General features: G+C 72.1%; 16 protein-coding genes. 8 read left to right on the top strand and 8 right to left on the bottom strand.

All coding sequences use genetic code 11. From position 1 onward, the window contains the following. The first annotated feature begins 109 nt into the window (after positions 1 to 109). On the top strand, positions 110 to 379 hold the full coding sequence (locus tag ABH931_RS23065) for an isoamylase early set domain-containing protein (RefSeq protein ID WP_370116305.1): 270 nt from the start codon (positions 110 to 112) through the stop codon (positions 377 to 379). A 178-nt stretch (positions 380 to 557) separates the two neighbouring features. Here the strand turns inward: ABH931_RS23065 and ABH931_RS23060 are convergent, their stop codons facing one another. The 3 genes from ABH931_RS23060 to ABH931_RS23050 all read right to left on the bottom strand — a co-directional run bounded on the left by ABH931_RS23060 (position 558) and on the right by ABH931_RS23050 (position 2,167). After that, positions 558 to 893 (bottom strand): hypothetical protein, encoded by a 336-nt coding sequence (locus ABH931_RS23060; RefSeq protein WP_370116303.1) that lies wholly within the window; start codon positions 891 to 893, stop codon positions 558 to 560. Positions 894 to 1,243: 350 nt separating this feature from the next. Then, a complete protein-coding gene (locus ABH931_RS23055) occupies positions 1,244 to 1,483 on the bottom strand; it encodes a hypothetical protein (protein WP_370116302.1) in 240 nt (79 codons plus the stop codon). Between the two features lie 444 nt (positions 1,484 to 1,927). Continuing rightward, positions 1,928 to 2,167 (bottom strand): hypothetical protein, encoded by a 240-nt coding sequence (locus ABH931_RS23050; RefSeq protein WP_370116300.1) that lies wholly within the window; start codon positions 2,165 to 2,167, stop codon positions 1,928 to 1,930. 153 nt (positions 2,168 to 2,320) lie between these two features. Between ABH931_RS23050 and ABH931_RS23045 the strand changes: the two genes are divergently transcribed. Continuing rightward, the gene (locus ABH931_RS23045; RefSeq protein WP_370116298.1) at positions 2,321 to 2,449 is read left to right on the top strand and encodes a hypothetical protein; all 129 of its coding nucleotides are present in this window, start codon (positions 2,321 to 2,323) and stop codon (positions 2,447 to 2,449) included. 198 nt (positions 2,450 to 2,647) lie between these two features. Next, the gene (locus ABH931_RS23040; protein WP_370116296.1) at positions 2,648 to 3,076 is read left to right on the top strand and encodes a pyridoxamine 5'-phosphate oxidase family protein; all 429 of its coding nucleotides are present in this window, start codon (positions 2,648 to 2,650) and stop codon (positions 3,074 to 3,076) included. 332 nt (positions 3,077 to 3,408) lie between these two features. Here ABH931_RS23040 and ABH931_RS23035 read toward each other — a convergent pair whose 3' ends face one another. Continuing rightward, complete coding sequence (locus tag ABH931_RS23035; protein WP_370116295.1) at positions 3,409 to 4,281, bottom strand: LLM class F420-dependent oxidoreductase; 873 nt, start codon at positions 4,279 to 4,281, stop codon at positions 3,409 to 3,411. A gap of 365 nt (positions 4,282 to 4,646) precedes the next feature. Between ABH931_RS23035 and ABH931_RS23030 the strand changes: the two genes are divergently transcribed. Further along, on the top strand, positions 4,647 to 5,702 hold the full coding sequence (locus ABH931_RS23030) for an alpha/beta hydrolase (protein WP_370116293.1): 1,056 nt from the start codon (positions 4,647 to 4,649) through the stop codon (positions 5,700 to 5,702). 57 nt (positions 5,703 to 5,759) lie between these two features. Here ABH931_RS23030 and ABH931_RS23025 read toward each other — a convergent pair whose 3' ends face one another. Continuing rightward, entirely contained in the window at positions 5,760 to 7,475 is a 1,716-nt protein-coding gene (locus ABH931_RS23025) for a hypothetical protein (protein WP_370116292.1), read from the bottom strand. A 396-nt stretch (positions 7,476 to 7,871) separates the two neighbouring features. Here ABH931_RS23025 and ABH931_RS23020 point away from each other — a divergent pair, with 396 nt between their 5' ends. Continuing rightward, positions 7,872 to 8,225: a PRC-barrel domain-containing protein gene (locus tag ABH931_RS23020; RefSeq protein ID WP_370116290.1), complete on the top strand. Its 354-nt coding sequence runs from the start codon at positions 7,872 to 7,874 to the stop codon at positions 8,223 to 8,225. Positions 8,226 to 8,423: 198 nt separating this feature from the next. Here the strand turns inward: ABH931_RS23020 and ABH931_RS23015 are convergent, their stop codons facing one another. Continuing rightward, entirely contained in the window at positions 8,424 to 9,173 is a 750-nt protein-coding gene (locus tag ABH931_RS23015; RefSeq protein ID WP_370116288.1) for a class I SAM-dependent methyltransferase, read from the bottom strand. Between the two features lie 200 nt (positions 9,174 to 9,373). Between ABH931_RS23015 and ABH931_RS23010 the strand changes: the two genes are divergently transcribed. Further along, the gene (locus ABH931_RS23010) at positions 9,374 to 10,438 is read left to right on the top strand and encodes an NAD(+)/NADH kinase (RefSeq protein WP_370116286.1); all 1,065 of its coding nucleotides are present in this window, start codon (positions 9,374 to 9,376) and stop codon (positions 10,436 to 10,438) included. Positions 10,439 to 10,516: 78 nt separating this feature from the next. Here the strand turns inward: ABH931_RS23010 and ABH931_RS23005 are convergent, their stop codons facing one another. Both ABH931_RS23005 and ABH931_RS23000 read right to left on the bottom strand, forming a co-directional pair. Beyond that, positions 10,517 to 10,783: a zinc-binding dehydrogenase gene (locus ABH931_RS23005; protein ID WP_370116285.1), complete on the bottom strand. Its 267-nt coding sequence runs from the start codon at positions 10,781 to 10,783 to the stop codon at positions 10,517 to 10,519. Then, positions 10,728 to 11,861 (bottom strand): helix-turn-helix transcriptional regulator, encoded by a 1,134-nt coding sequence (locus ABH931_RS23000; protein WP_370116283.1) that lies wholly within the window; start codon positions 11,859 to 11,861, stop codon positions 10,728 to 10,730. The genes ABH931_RS23005 and ABH931_RS23000 overlap by 56 nt, the downstream gene beginning before the upstream one ends. A 100-nt stretch (positions 11,862 to 11,961) precedes the next feature. On the opposite strand from ABH931_RS23000, the gene ABH931_RS22995 reads away from it, so the two are divergent. Further along, positions 11,962 to 12,360 carry a VOC family protein gene (locus tag ABH931_RS22995; protein ID WP_370116281.1) on the top strand — a complete coding sequence of 133 codons (399 nt, stop codon included), beginning with the start codon at positions 11,962 to 11,964 and terminating at the stop codon, positions 12,358 to 12,360. 45 nt (positions 12,361 to 12,405) lie between these two features. Then, complete coding sequence (locus ABH931_RS22990) at positions 12,406 to 12,606, top strand: hypothetical protein (protein ID WP_370116279.1); 201 nt, start codon at positions 12,406 to 12,408, stop codon at positions 12,604 to 12,606. Positions 12,607 to 12,722 lie beyond the last annotated feature (116 nt).

Genomic DNA, 12,722 nt, shown 5'->3' with positions numbered 1-12,722 from the left:
TAGGCCACAGGGGTACGAAGCACCGCCGCGCCGCAGTATTTCGCGGACTCGAGTGCCGCGAGGGCCAGACTGACAGCTCCGGCCCCATCGAAGCCACAGGAGAGTCATCGTGCTGGAGCGCAGTGCCACCAAGCGGGGGACCAGGATCACCTTCGTCCTGCCCGCCGACGAGCGACCGGTCAGCGTCGTGGGCGACTTCAACGACTGGACCCCCGGCGCGCACCCGCTCGCACCGCGCAAGGACGGCTCCCTCGCCGTCAGCGCGGACCTGTCGAAGGGTCAAGTCACGGCATTCCGCTACCTGGCGGACGGGGGCCTCTGGTTCGACGACCCGACCGCCGACCACCACGACGGCGCCAACGGCTACATTCACACCTGACGCCCCAACCCGGGCGGTGGATGCAGGTACGTAGGGTCCAGGGCCGAGCTCAGCACCCGGCCCTGGGTACGGTGACGGCGTCGACGGTGCGAGTGGGCCCCGGGAGCGCGCGATCGGTGCTGCTCGACTCCGGCGCCGAACCCCGTCGGGTCGGATGCTTCGTCCGACCGGCTCGCCCTCAGTCGCAGCCCGTGGCCGCGGCATGGGGGCGGCCCTGCTGGAGCAGACTGCAGAACGTGGCGGCCGCGACCTTCCACGAGCCGGCCTGGAGCTGGGCCATGCCCTCCGTCTGAGGCTGGGCGGGCAGACCGCGCGCGCACACGTCGTAGGTGACGACGGCACTGGTGTCGCTGATGAAGTGGATCCGGGTGACCGCGACCCGGGCAGGCGTGGCGAGCCCCTCGCGGGTGAAGCCCCGAAGCGCGATATCCAGGTCGGGGGCGTCCTGCAGGAGCTCCTCCTTCCGTCGCAGTGGCACCGCTGGATCAAGGAACTCGGTGTAGGTGTCCTGCACGTCGCGGCCCGCTCCCCGCACATCGGCGGGGCCGTCCCCGTCGATGAGCGCCGACCCGCCGAGAGAGCACAGCCTCGACGACCGGCCCGCGGCCGCAACAAGCCCAACGTGCGCCGACCGGGCGACCACCAGGTCGCCGCTGCATGCTGAGACCACCAGCACAGCACCGGCCACGAGCCATGTCCAGCGCCCAGCTGCTCCGTATGCGGCCATCACACCTCCTGCGGCACGGGCTCTTCGCCGTTGGCCTCATAGGTACGGCTTCGGTGTCTCCAGGACGCCTCCGCGCCGGTGCAGTCGCCGAAACAGACGAACATCCGACGGCCATTCAGCCGCCACATCCTGCTCCGTCACGCGCCTGGCGGCAGCTGCGTGTCGGCGGCCTCGCCCGGACCTCCGGCCGCGCGGGAGGCAATCCATGCCTCGACCTGCTGGACTTCCCGTCGGCGGGCGCTGACCTCCGCCGCGGCCCACCCCGCGTTGCGCTGCGCCTGCCGGCGCACACCGCTGGGCTCGACCGCCGCCAGGCCACGGACGGCGCGCTCCCCGATCGCCCGTAGCAGATCCCAAGTCCCCGTCCACGCGAGCACGCGGTGTTCCTCTCGAAGGGCGCCGACACCAAGCGGTCGCCTGCGACGATCCGAGCGGCCGGTGTGCCGTCACCCGGCCGCCCCGTGAGAACCCGCCGCGCTGTCTCGGCGCGGGCGGCAACAGGCGAGCCTTGCCGACGCTACTCCCCCGACGGGACGCCGCACTCCGACCCGCCCCAGGCGTGGTCCGAACGAGCGCACACCGTGTTCGCCGAACGCGGTTCCGACCGTCCCGCTGTTCCGAAGGTCATAGACCGCGTTCTCTCCGCCACTCGGCGACGCATCCGCCGCCGGTGGCAGCCGGTTACGCCACAGGCCCCTGCACAACCACGTGGGACCAAGGCCGCGTCGCGCCCTGCGCCCTGCGCCCGCTGCCGAACATCGTCGTCGCTGGCGTCGCGTTCCCTGTTCCGCCCGCGGACTGAACCAGCGCTGGGCTCGGACCTACGCCCACACCTCGGGTCCACCGCCCTGCCACTCCACCATCCGCTCGGCTTCGAGATCGAGTTCGTCCAGGCCCGCACGGCGGCAGAACTCGGCGACGTCCTCGAGCTCAAACGCCTTCCCGACCTGCGTACCGAGGATGTCCACGCGCCGGAACGGCCTCACGACACCCTCGGAGACGACCGGGTGGACGACGACATGGGCGTGATGGTGCTCTGCATGGGACGGCTCCTCGCTCATGCCTCCAAGCTGCCCGAGCCGGATGCGTGGGGCACCCCCGCAACGCCGGGAAGTCACGCTGGGTGACTCATCCCTTCGGTTGTCGCGACGCGCGGCCCTTCCCGGCTACTGCTGTGCTGGGCTCCCACCCGAAGCCCAGGCAAGGAGTACGCGATGCCGCAGAACGAAATGATCCCGCGCGACCGCGGCGACGATCCCGCCATCTACGAGCGGTCCGAGGAAACGGACGGCCCGGACGACGACTTCCTCGACGACCTCACGATCGTGTTGGCGGAGGACTAGCGGCAGGCGTCCCGCCCCGAGGTCCAACCCCGCAGTCGCCCCGCCCTCGCCGCCAAGAGAGCCTGACAGCTCCACGTGAACGCGGGGCGTCTGCACTCCCCGTGCCGCACGCTGCCGCTCGGGCGATCCACTGGCACGGGCGCGTTCCCCCGGGTGTGTCATGGCCGATCGGCGCCGCTCGCGAACTAGCGTGACGCCATGACGCTCTCCGACCGTGACGCCGAGTTCCTCGGCAGCCACCATGCTGCGGCCATGATCACCGTTACCTCGGGCGGCATCGCGAAGACCGCTCGCGTGGGCGTCGCCTTGGTGGACGGACAGCTCTGGAGCAGCGGCACCCGCGACCGCGTCCGCACCCAGCGCCTTCGGCAAGACCCCCGGTGCACCGTCTTCGTCTTCAGCGACTCCTTCTCCTGGCTGACCCTGGAGACCACGGTCACGATCCTGGAGGGCCCCGACGCGCCGGCGCTGAACCTGCGGCTCTTCCGGCAGATGCAGGGCCGGCCCACCGGCCCGCTGAACTGGTTCGGCCAGGAACTCGGCGAGGAGCAGTTCCTCGGCCGCATGGTGGACGAAGCCCGGCTGGTCTACCGGTTCGACGTCCACCGGACCTACGGCATGCGCTGAGGCCCGAGGACCTGCCGCCCGACCCGGGGCCCGGGTCAGTGGCCGAAGAGGTGACGGCGCGGGCGGCTCCCCCGCCCGGTGGCCGCGCCGACCGTCGTGCTCGTCCGGTCGCCGGAGTCGGGTTCCGTGGGGATGGCGGCCGGCGGTCGCGTGTCCTCACTGGTGCGGGGCTGCCGGGCTCCACGCAGCAGGACCCTGCGGCGGCTCGCCAGCCTGCCGCCGACGCGGGTCATGGCGAGGGCGAGACAGAAGATCAGGGCGAGCGCGAGTAGGCGAGCGCAAGTCGGCGAGCGCGAGTCCCAGAGTGGGGACGGGGAGTCATCGCAACGACTTCAGCCGATCTGGCTCAGCTGCGGTACCAGGTCCTGCCCCACCCGCCGCGCGAACTCGACCGGGTCCCGGTCCGGCATCACCTGCAACTCCGTCACGCCGAGGCGCGCGTACTGCTCGGCCTGCGCGAGGAAGGCCTTCGGGTCGTCGAGCGGTGACCGCAGCGCCAGCACCGTCTTCGCGATCGCACCGTAGTCGCGGCCCACCCCGGCGCAGTGTGCGCGCAGGACGTCGAGCTTGCGTGCCACGTCCTCGGGGCTGGAGCCGAAGAGGTTGCAGGCATCGGCGTAACGCGCGACGAGCAACAGCGTCTTCTTCTCACCACCTCCGCCGACCATGATCGGCGGATGCGGCCGGGTCAGTGGCGCCGGCACGCAGAGGGTCTCCGCAAGGTGGTAGTGCCTGCCCTCGTAAGGTCCGTTGTCCTTGCTCCACATCTGCTGACAGATCTGCAGCGTCTCCTCGAGCCGCTCGAAACGTTCGGCCACCGGCACGACGGGCACGCCGAGCCCACGCTGCTCCCGCTCGTACCATGAGGCGCCGATGCCGAGACGTGCCCGGCCACCCGAGAGCACGTCGAGAGTGGTGACGATCTTCGCCAGCAGCCCTGGGTGCCGGTACGTCACACCTGTGACGAGCAGCCCGAGCGTCATCCGCTCGGTCAGCGCAGCCACATAGCCGAGAGTTGCATAGCCCTCGAGCATCGGCTCGTCTGCTGCGGAGTTCGGCGTCTCCATCTGGAAGTAGTGGTCCATGACGGTGAAGGAGGCGAACCCCGACTGCTCCGCCACACGCGCTGTGTCGGCCAGCGTGGCGGTGATCCGGGCCGGATCGGAGGGCACCGAGAAGTTCCAGTAGTGCAGCCCCACCTTCACGGGACACCTCCGCAGACACGATGGCGGGCGACGGCGCTGCCTGCTGCCCACTGCTGCCAGTTCGCAAGTCCCTCCCGAGCGTACCGGTCCGTTCCACTCACAGCTTGGAGGTCGGTGGCGACTCGTGGCGCATCGCTCTCGCACCGAGTGTCCGCCCCGCGCGCGGTGTGACCGTTCGTCCTGCCGGGACATGAAGCAGTAGACCGAGGACCAGAACTGGTCGGGCGTCGTCCCGATCCTCACCACCCGCCACGAGGGCGACCTGGCGCCCCTCCGCCGAAGTGCTTTTGTACGCTTCTTGACGAGATGACCGCTTCTGGGCAGCATGCACCCGCGCGCTGCCGGCGCGGCGCGGAGGGTGCACCGTGTTGAGCTTGACCGGGACCGGACTGCTGTGGTTCCTGGCGGCCCTGACCGTCGGGGCGGTGGCGGCGGCGACGGCCCTGTGGAACCGCGTGCACGGCCCGGGCCTGCTGCGGCTGCTCCAGCGCGTCCTGCTGATCATGGTGTGCCAGGCGACCGCGATCGCGCTGGTCGCCGCGTGGATCAACAACAGCTACGGGCTGTACGCGTCGTGGTCCGACCTCCTGGGGAGCCCCGGCGGCGGCACGGTGGCCATGCCCGGACCTCCCCCGGGCCGGGCCGCGTTCACCCGCGCCAGCGACGGCACCCTGCAGACCTACGTCCGCGGCAGGGCCTCGCGCCTGTCCGGGCAGGTGATCGTGTGGACCCCGCCCCAGTACGACCAGTCCGCCTACCGGCACACCGCCTTCCCGGTGATGATGCTGCTGCACGGCGTCCCCGGTTCCCCCTCCTCCTGGATCGAGGGTGGCGGCATGCCCCAGGCTCTCGCCGCGATGATGGCCGACGGCACCGTGCGGCCCGCGATCGTCGTGATCCCGGTCATCGACCCCGCCGGGGTGGACACCACGTGCAGCGACGTCCGGGGCCACGCGAACGCCACCTGGCTCGCCGACGACGTCCCCACCCTCGTCCGCGCCCACTTCCGCACGCTGCCGGCGCCGCACGGCTGGGGGCACGCCGGCCTGTCGACCGGCGGCCTGTGCGCGGTCAAGCTGGCCATGCAATACCCGCACACCTTCACCGCCGCGGCCGCCATGGACCCCGACCCGTTCACCGGTGACCCGACCGCCCTGCCGGACCCGCTCGCGCGCCAGCACAACAGCCCCCTCTGGCTCGCCGGCCAGAAGCCGGACGTGTCACTGCTTCTGGCGACCAGCGCCCAGGACTCCTTCAGCCCGGTCGGGAACCTCGTCGCGCTCCAGGACGCGGTCCAGCCCCCGACCACCGTGGCACCGCTGCTGATCCTCGCTCAGGGCGGCCACAACTGGGGAACCTGGCAACGGATGTACCCCACCGTCTTCCCCTGGCTCAGCCGGCAGCTCACTCCCCCCTCCTGAGCCTTCGGCTGCCGGCACGACGCGCAACTCGGTTCCTACCGTCCGTGCGTGGTGCTCTTACCGATCCGCGCGCACGGGGGTGATACACAGTGGACTGCCGCGCCCTGGTGGCGTGATGAAACAAGCTCCCGTCCCCCGCCTGCGACCGCAGGCACCGCGCGAAGGCCTTCCTGTCATGCTCTCGATAACCCGCCACCCCGTGAAGTCCCTGCGGACCGTGACCACCGTCGTGGCGCTCACGGCCGGAGCCGGACTGCTCGCCGCCGCCCCGGCAGCCGCCAAGTCCGACCTGGACCTCCACGCCGAGCGCACCGTGGTCGCGCAAGGCCAGTCCGTGCGGCTTGCGGCTTCCGGCGCGTCGGACGACTTCGGCGGGGACACGATGCTGCTCTGCGTCGACGAGCGCTCCGGCCCGGACGCGTGGCGGACCCTGCGCTGCACCACCGCCGCCACGCTGCTGGTGTCGGTTCGGCCGACGGGAGCGGGGCAGGCGGAGTACCGGGCCCGACTGCTCGCGGTGACCGCGCCCGGCCGCACCACGGTCGACCGTACCTCGGCCCCGGTGCTCGTGCGGGTGCGCTGACCTGACGGAACGTCGCCCGCGCCGATCACCACCCCTGGTCCGGCCGGACCAGGGCGAGTCCTTGCAGGACGTTGAGGGAGACGGCCGTGACGGGTCGGAGGAAGCGCGCGCACGGCCAGACCTGATCGACGGCGCAGACCGGTACGGGGGTGCGGCGCTGGACGGTGGTGCCGTCGCCGAGACCTCCGACGGTGTTGTCGCCCCAAGGTCAGGGCGGTGCCGTCGGCGGCGACAGCACCGCTGTTCAGCAGCCCCGCCGTGATGGACCGGGCATGGGTGAGCAGGTGCGTGCAGGCGGCGAACTGCCCGGGCGCGCAGACCGGGACGGGGGTGTGCCGGTTGGCGGTGGTGCCGTCGCCGAGTTGGCCGTCCTCGTTGCTGCCCCAGCCGAACGCCGAGCCGTCCGCGCCGAGTGCGAGGGAGTGCCGGATACCGGCCGAGACGGCGGTGACGTGGTGCAGGAACGCGGTGCAGGGCGCGTGCTGCCCCGGCGCGCAGACTGGGACCGGGACGTCACGGTTGGTCACGGTGCCGTCCCCCACCTGGCCCTGGGTGTTGACGCCCCAGGCCAGGGCATCCCCGCTGCGGGTGAGCGCGAGGCTCTGGGTGGCACCGGCCGCGACCGCGGCGACACCGCCCAGGTGGGTGCCGCAGGGCGCGTGCTGTCCCGGCGCGCAGACCGGGACCGGCACGGCGCTGCTGGTGAAGAGGTTCCCGTCGCCGAGCCGTCCGCCGCCGTTCGTGCCCCAGGCGAACACCGTGCCGTCGCGCAGCAGGGCCAAGGCGTGGACATTTCCGGCCGCCACCGCGGTGACGTCGGCGAGGAAGCGGGTGCACGGGGCGTGCTGGCCGGGCGCGCACACCGGCGCGGGCACCGAGGACGCGCCGCCGGTGGTGCCGTTGCCGAGCTCGCCGATGATGTTCCAGCCCCAGGCGACCACGCTGCCGTCGGAGCGCACCGCCAGCGCGTACTCGCCTCCGGCGACGCCCACGGACACGCTCGTGACGTGGTCGAGGAAGCGGCTGCAGGGCGCGTGCTGGCCAGGTGCGCAGACCCGCTCGGGGACCAGGGCGCCGGGGCCGGTGGTGCCGTCGCCGAGCTGGCCGTGGTCGTCGTGGCCCCAGCTGAGCACGGTGCCGTCGCTGCGCAGGGCCAGGGCGAAGTCCCCACCGGCGGCGACCTGCCGCACGTGGTCCAGATAGGGATTGCAGAGGGGGCGTCTGCCCTGGGCGGCAGACGGCGACGGGGGTCAGCGTGCCGTTCGTGGTCCCGTTCCCGAGGTTGCCGAAGCCGTTGGGGCCCCAGCCGACAACGGTGCCGCCCCCGTCGTCGGCCGCCCTGGCGGTCCTGACCTGGCCCCCGCCCCCGTCCGCGGGCTGCGCCGCGACGGGCACGGCCAGGAGGCCGACCCCGAGCGGGGCCGTTCCGGCGAAGCCGTCACCGACGAGGCAAGAGCCGATGACACGGCGTCAGGGTGCCGGCCGGCCTGAGGCCAGTGGCGCATGAACGGTCGCAGGCGGGGCAGGCGCGGCCCTGAGGAGGTGGGAACGGAAACCACTCCCGGTCCGAACGAGAAGGAGCACGAATGAGCCACGCGGTGTGGAGCTACCCGACCGACAGCGGCCTGCTCGCCGGAGAGGACGTGTCCGGGTACCGAGTCGAGGCGGCCGACGGACACGTCGGCCAGGTCGAGGTCGTCCTCGACCGCGGCGACCAGCGGTCGCTGATCGTGGACACCGGAACCTGGATCCTCGGCCGGCGGGTCGTCGTCCCGGCGGGCGCGGTCTCCCGGATCGACGGCGCGAGCAAGTGCGTCCACGTCGCCCGGACGCGGGAGGAGATCAAGAACGCTCCGGCCTTCGCGCGCAACGACGACGACTTCTGGGCCCGCCTCGGCTCCTACTACGGCGCCTTCTACGGGTTCGGTCCCCTGCCCTAGTACTCCGAACCCGGTGGCCACCCCGCGGAACGATGCAGCGACGCTGCGGCGGGCGGCGCCCCGGTGCGGTGTCCATCGTGGGAGGAGTCTCGCGAACCCGCGAGGGGAGGGCGCAGGGGGGCACGTCCGACAACACCCGGCCAGACCCGGCGGCGGCCCGTGCCCGTGAAGAGCCGTCGGCGTCGGAGGCTCGCCCGGTCAGAGGGGGGCGGCCATCCGGTAGACCGAGACGTGAGAACGCGATTCCGCGGTGAACTCCCCTCCCGTCCAGTCGGCATGCCTGGACTCCAGTGTCATGCCGGCAAGCTCGGCCATCAGGTCGAGTTCGGCCGGCCAGATGTACCGGTGCGGGCTGCGGAACACCCGGGCCTCGCGACCGGCGTCGGCGTCGAACCGGAAGTGGTGCGAGACGACCTGCTGGCGCAGGACGTCGTAGGTGTCGAGCCCGATGTACCCTGTCGCCGACTCCCAGACCACGGCCCGCTGACCTGGCGGCAGCTTGCGGAGTTCGGGGACCCACAGCTCGACGACGAACCGCCCGCCGGGCGTGAGGTGGCGTGCGGCGTTTCGGAAGCAGGCAACCTGCTCGGCCTGCGTGAGCAGGTTGGAGATGGTGTTGTAGACGAGATAGACGAGCTGGAACTCGCCTGGAAATCGTGCGGTGGCCATGTCGCCGACGACGACCGGGATGACCGCGCCGTCCGCCTTCGCGCGGAGCCGATCGATCATCGGCTGCGACAGCTCGATGCCGCTGACCGGGATTCCGCGCTCCGCGAGCGGCACTGCCACCCGTCCGGTCCCGATGGCGAATTCCAGTGCCCGCCCGCCATCGGCGAGCTCCACGAGTCGGTCCACTGTCGGCCTCAGCACCGCCGGCGCGAACATGCCGGTCCCAGGGGTGTCATAGCTCTGGGCAGCCTCTTCATCCCAAATCTCACTCTGAAGCATGAGCAGCGATGATTTCCCACCACCCGAGTAACGTCAACGCGGTTTTCCTATCACCAAGTTGAGGTCGTACCGCCGGTTGGAGCTCCGACCCGGATCGAACAGGTCCGCGAACCGGCCCGCCACCACGCGGCACCACGCAACAGCCCACGGGAACCGCGTGGCGGGTTGCCCTTCCGGGGCCTGGCTGCCGAAATGGGAACATGCCCGTGCAACGCATCGGATTGGTCGTCCATCAGGGGCACGCCGCCGCCCTGGCCGCCGCGCTCCTGGTCCACGCCTGGTCCGAGGACCACGGCATCCCCTGTACCGAGATCGACGTCTGGTCCGAGGATCACGAACGTCGCTCCGGCCGCGAGGAGGCGCACGCCGCCGGGGACCCCGACCTGGTCGTCACCCTGGGCGGCGACGGCACGTTCCTGCGTGGAGCGCGGATCGCGGTCAAGACCGGGGCCAGCGTGCTCGGCGTCGACCTGGGAAAGGTCGGGTTCCTGACCGAGGTGCCGGTCGGTGACGTCGTCTCCGCGCTGGACGCCGTCCAGGCGGGCGGGGCGCTGGTGGAGGAGCGCATGACGCTGACCATGCGCGCCTCCCGGCCCCCCGGGATCCCCGCCGGGATGGAGACGGTCCTCTGCTACGGCCGTGGCCCCGCCCTGCCCCCGCCGCACGTGCGGCCGGAGAGCACCCTCGCCGACGGCTGGGGCATGCCCCTGGACGTCAACGCCCTCAACGACGTCGTGGTGGAGAAGCTGTCTCGCGACCACCAGGTCTCCGCGGGCGTCTACATCTCCGGCCGCCTGCTGGCGGCCTACTCGGCGGACGCGCTCGTGGTGGCCACGCCCACCGGCTCCACCGCCTACTCCTTCGCCGCAGGCGGGCCGGTGCTCTCCCCGCACATGGACGCCGTCGTGTTCACGCCGATCGCCCCCCACATGACCTTCAACCGCACGGTCGTGGCCGCACCGGACGAGCCCGTCGCGCTGCGTATCCTGCCGCACTCCGGCCGGGCGGCCGTCAGCATCGACGGCCAACTGCGCGGCGTGCTCGACCCCGGCGACTGGATCGGCGTCTACCGCGCCCCGCAGCGGCTCCGGCTCATCCGCCTCCACCCCACCGACTTCTACGGCCGCCTGCGCGACCGCTTCCGCCTCACCGACGCACCGGCCACCGCGACCGACGGCGAGTCGGCGCCCTTCTTCCGCCCCGACTCCCCCGTCCCCCCGGATCTCGCCGGACTGCGCCTGCCCCCTCCCAGCGCGGCCCGCTGACCACGGGGCGCTGCTGCTGCGCAGCCGCTGAGGGGCACGACGGGCGACGACGAGCGGCGACGGCGACCTGGCACCGCGTCAGACCGTGAGCACGATCTTGCCGCGCAGGTGCCCGCGCTCGCTGATCCGCTGGGCCTCGGCACCGCCCGTCAGCGGGAGGACCCGGTACAGCGGCAGCCGGAGCGTGCCGGCCCCGTGCAGGGCGAGCGCGGACGCGATCCCGGCGAGCGCCGTCACCACGACCGCACCGATCCCGTGGTGCCGGACCTGAACGACGCCGACCCACCGTTCATCGCGGGCCGGGCCCGCCCGGATCGGCTCCTCCCGGTCCGTCTCGGCGGGCATGGGACGTGAGGCGATCGGCCAACGCGACGACGAGGTCGCGCAGTTCGTCGGGGCGCTCGACGACGAACGGCCGGTCGAGGGCGGCGAGCACGGGAGGCAGCCAGTCGAGTCGCTCCGCCCGTAGCCGCACGCGCAGCCAGCCCTCGGTGGCGCCGTGCCCGCCCGTGCTGTCCCGGGGCACGCCGTCCTCGGCCGTGCTGTCCCGGGGCACGCCGTCCTCGGCCGTGCTGTCCCCGGGCACACCGTCCTCGGCCGTGCTGTCCTCGGCCGCTGCCGGCGCGTACGACTCCAGACTCGCGACACTCGCGGGAAGGTGGGCGCGCACCTGCTCAACGGTTGCCTGGACCGCCAGGACCACCTCGTGCCGGTACTCGGCCGCCGCGAACCCCGACACCAGGCGCTGCGCCGGGGCGGGACCTTCGGGCACGTCGAACGATCCGGGCAGGGTCCTCGCGTCGGCGATGCGGTCGAGCCGGAAGGTCCGGTCCTCGCCGATCCCGGCGTCCTGGCCCGTGACGTACCACCGGCCCGCGTGGACGACGACCCCGTACGCGTGCAGGGTGCGTTCGCTGCGCTGTCCGTCGCGGCCGGTGTAGCGGATCGCGACCGGCCGGTGGTGGCGCACCGCGTCGGCGACGGTGAGCAGGACCGCGGCGTCGGGGCTGTCGGGCCCGCCGGGCCGGTCCGTGAACGCCAGGGCCTCCAGCAGGGCGTCGAGCCGGCGGGCGATGTGTTTCGGCAGCACCCGCCGGATCTTCGCCGATGCCGTCTCGTTCGCCGTGCGCTGCGTCGTCGTCAGCCCCGCCCGGCGGCCGGCGACCAGGCCGAGCAGGACGGCGAGCGCCTCGTCGTCGCTGAGCATGAGCGGAGGCAGGCGGTACCCAGGGCCGAGCCGGTACCCGCCGTAGCGGCCACGCACCGATTCCACCGGCACGTCCAGGTCGATCAGCTGCTCCACGTACCGGCGCACGGTGCGCCCCTCGACGCCGAGCCGGTCGGCCAGCTCGGCCACCGTCCTGGTGCCGCCCGACTGGAGCAGCTCCAGGAGTGTCAGCACGCGGCCGGTGGGTCGGGACATGTCCGCAGCCTAACGCGAATACTGGACCGATTCTGTCCCCTATTTCTCCTAGCCTGCGACGTGCACCCCTGCACCCCTCCCGTACGACCAAGGAGATCTCATGGACTTCGTCTCGATCCGCATCATCACCGAAGACGTGGCGCGCCTCGTCGCGTTCTACGAGCGCGCCACCGGGGCCCGTGCGACGTGGGCCACCGAGGACTTCGCCGAGCTGCGGACGGCGGGCGCCACCCTCGCGATCGCCGGCACCCGCACCGTCCTCCTGTTCGCCCCGGGCTCCGCCCGCCCCGCGGACAACCGCAGCGTGATCACCGAGTTCCTCGTCGACGACGTGGACCGCGTCCACGAGAACCTGACCGCCTTCGTCACCGACTTCGTCGCCGGGCCCACCACGATGCCCTGGGGCAACCGCTCGCTGCTCTTCCGCGACCCCGACGGCAATCTCGTCAACTTCTTCACCCCCGTCACGCCGGCGGCCGTCGAGAAGTTCGCCAGCTGACGCCGCGCGACCCGCGCTGTCGTCGCCAGGCCCTAGGGTGGCGGCATGGACGAGTACGCGGTCCCGATCCTCCCGAGCCGGGACCTGGACGAGACGCTGGAGTTCTACGGCCGTCTGGGCTTCGAGTCCCGTGGCCGCTGGGACGGGCCGGACGGCTACCTGATCGTCGTCCGCGGCACGGTGGAGCTCCACTTCCGCCACGACCCCGGGGTCTTCAACGGCCGGCCTGTGAAGTTGAAGGGGTGAGCGTAACGGTGTTTGGGTGAGTGAAGCTTCTATGTCTCGTCAACCCCTGGTGTCGTTGCGGCGGCGTTGTTGAGGTGGCGGTAGAGGCGTCGGGCGAGGTAGCGCTTGATGCAGCG

The sequence above is a fragment of the Streptacidiphilus sp. MAP12-33 genome (genome assembly GCF_041261265.1).
GTDB lineage: Bacteria > Actinomycetota > Actinomycetes > Streptomycetales > Streptomycetaceae > Streptacidiphilus.
This window is presented reverse-complemented; position numbering and strand designations above follow the sequence as displayed.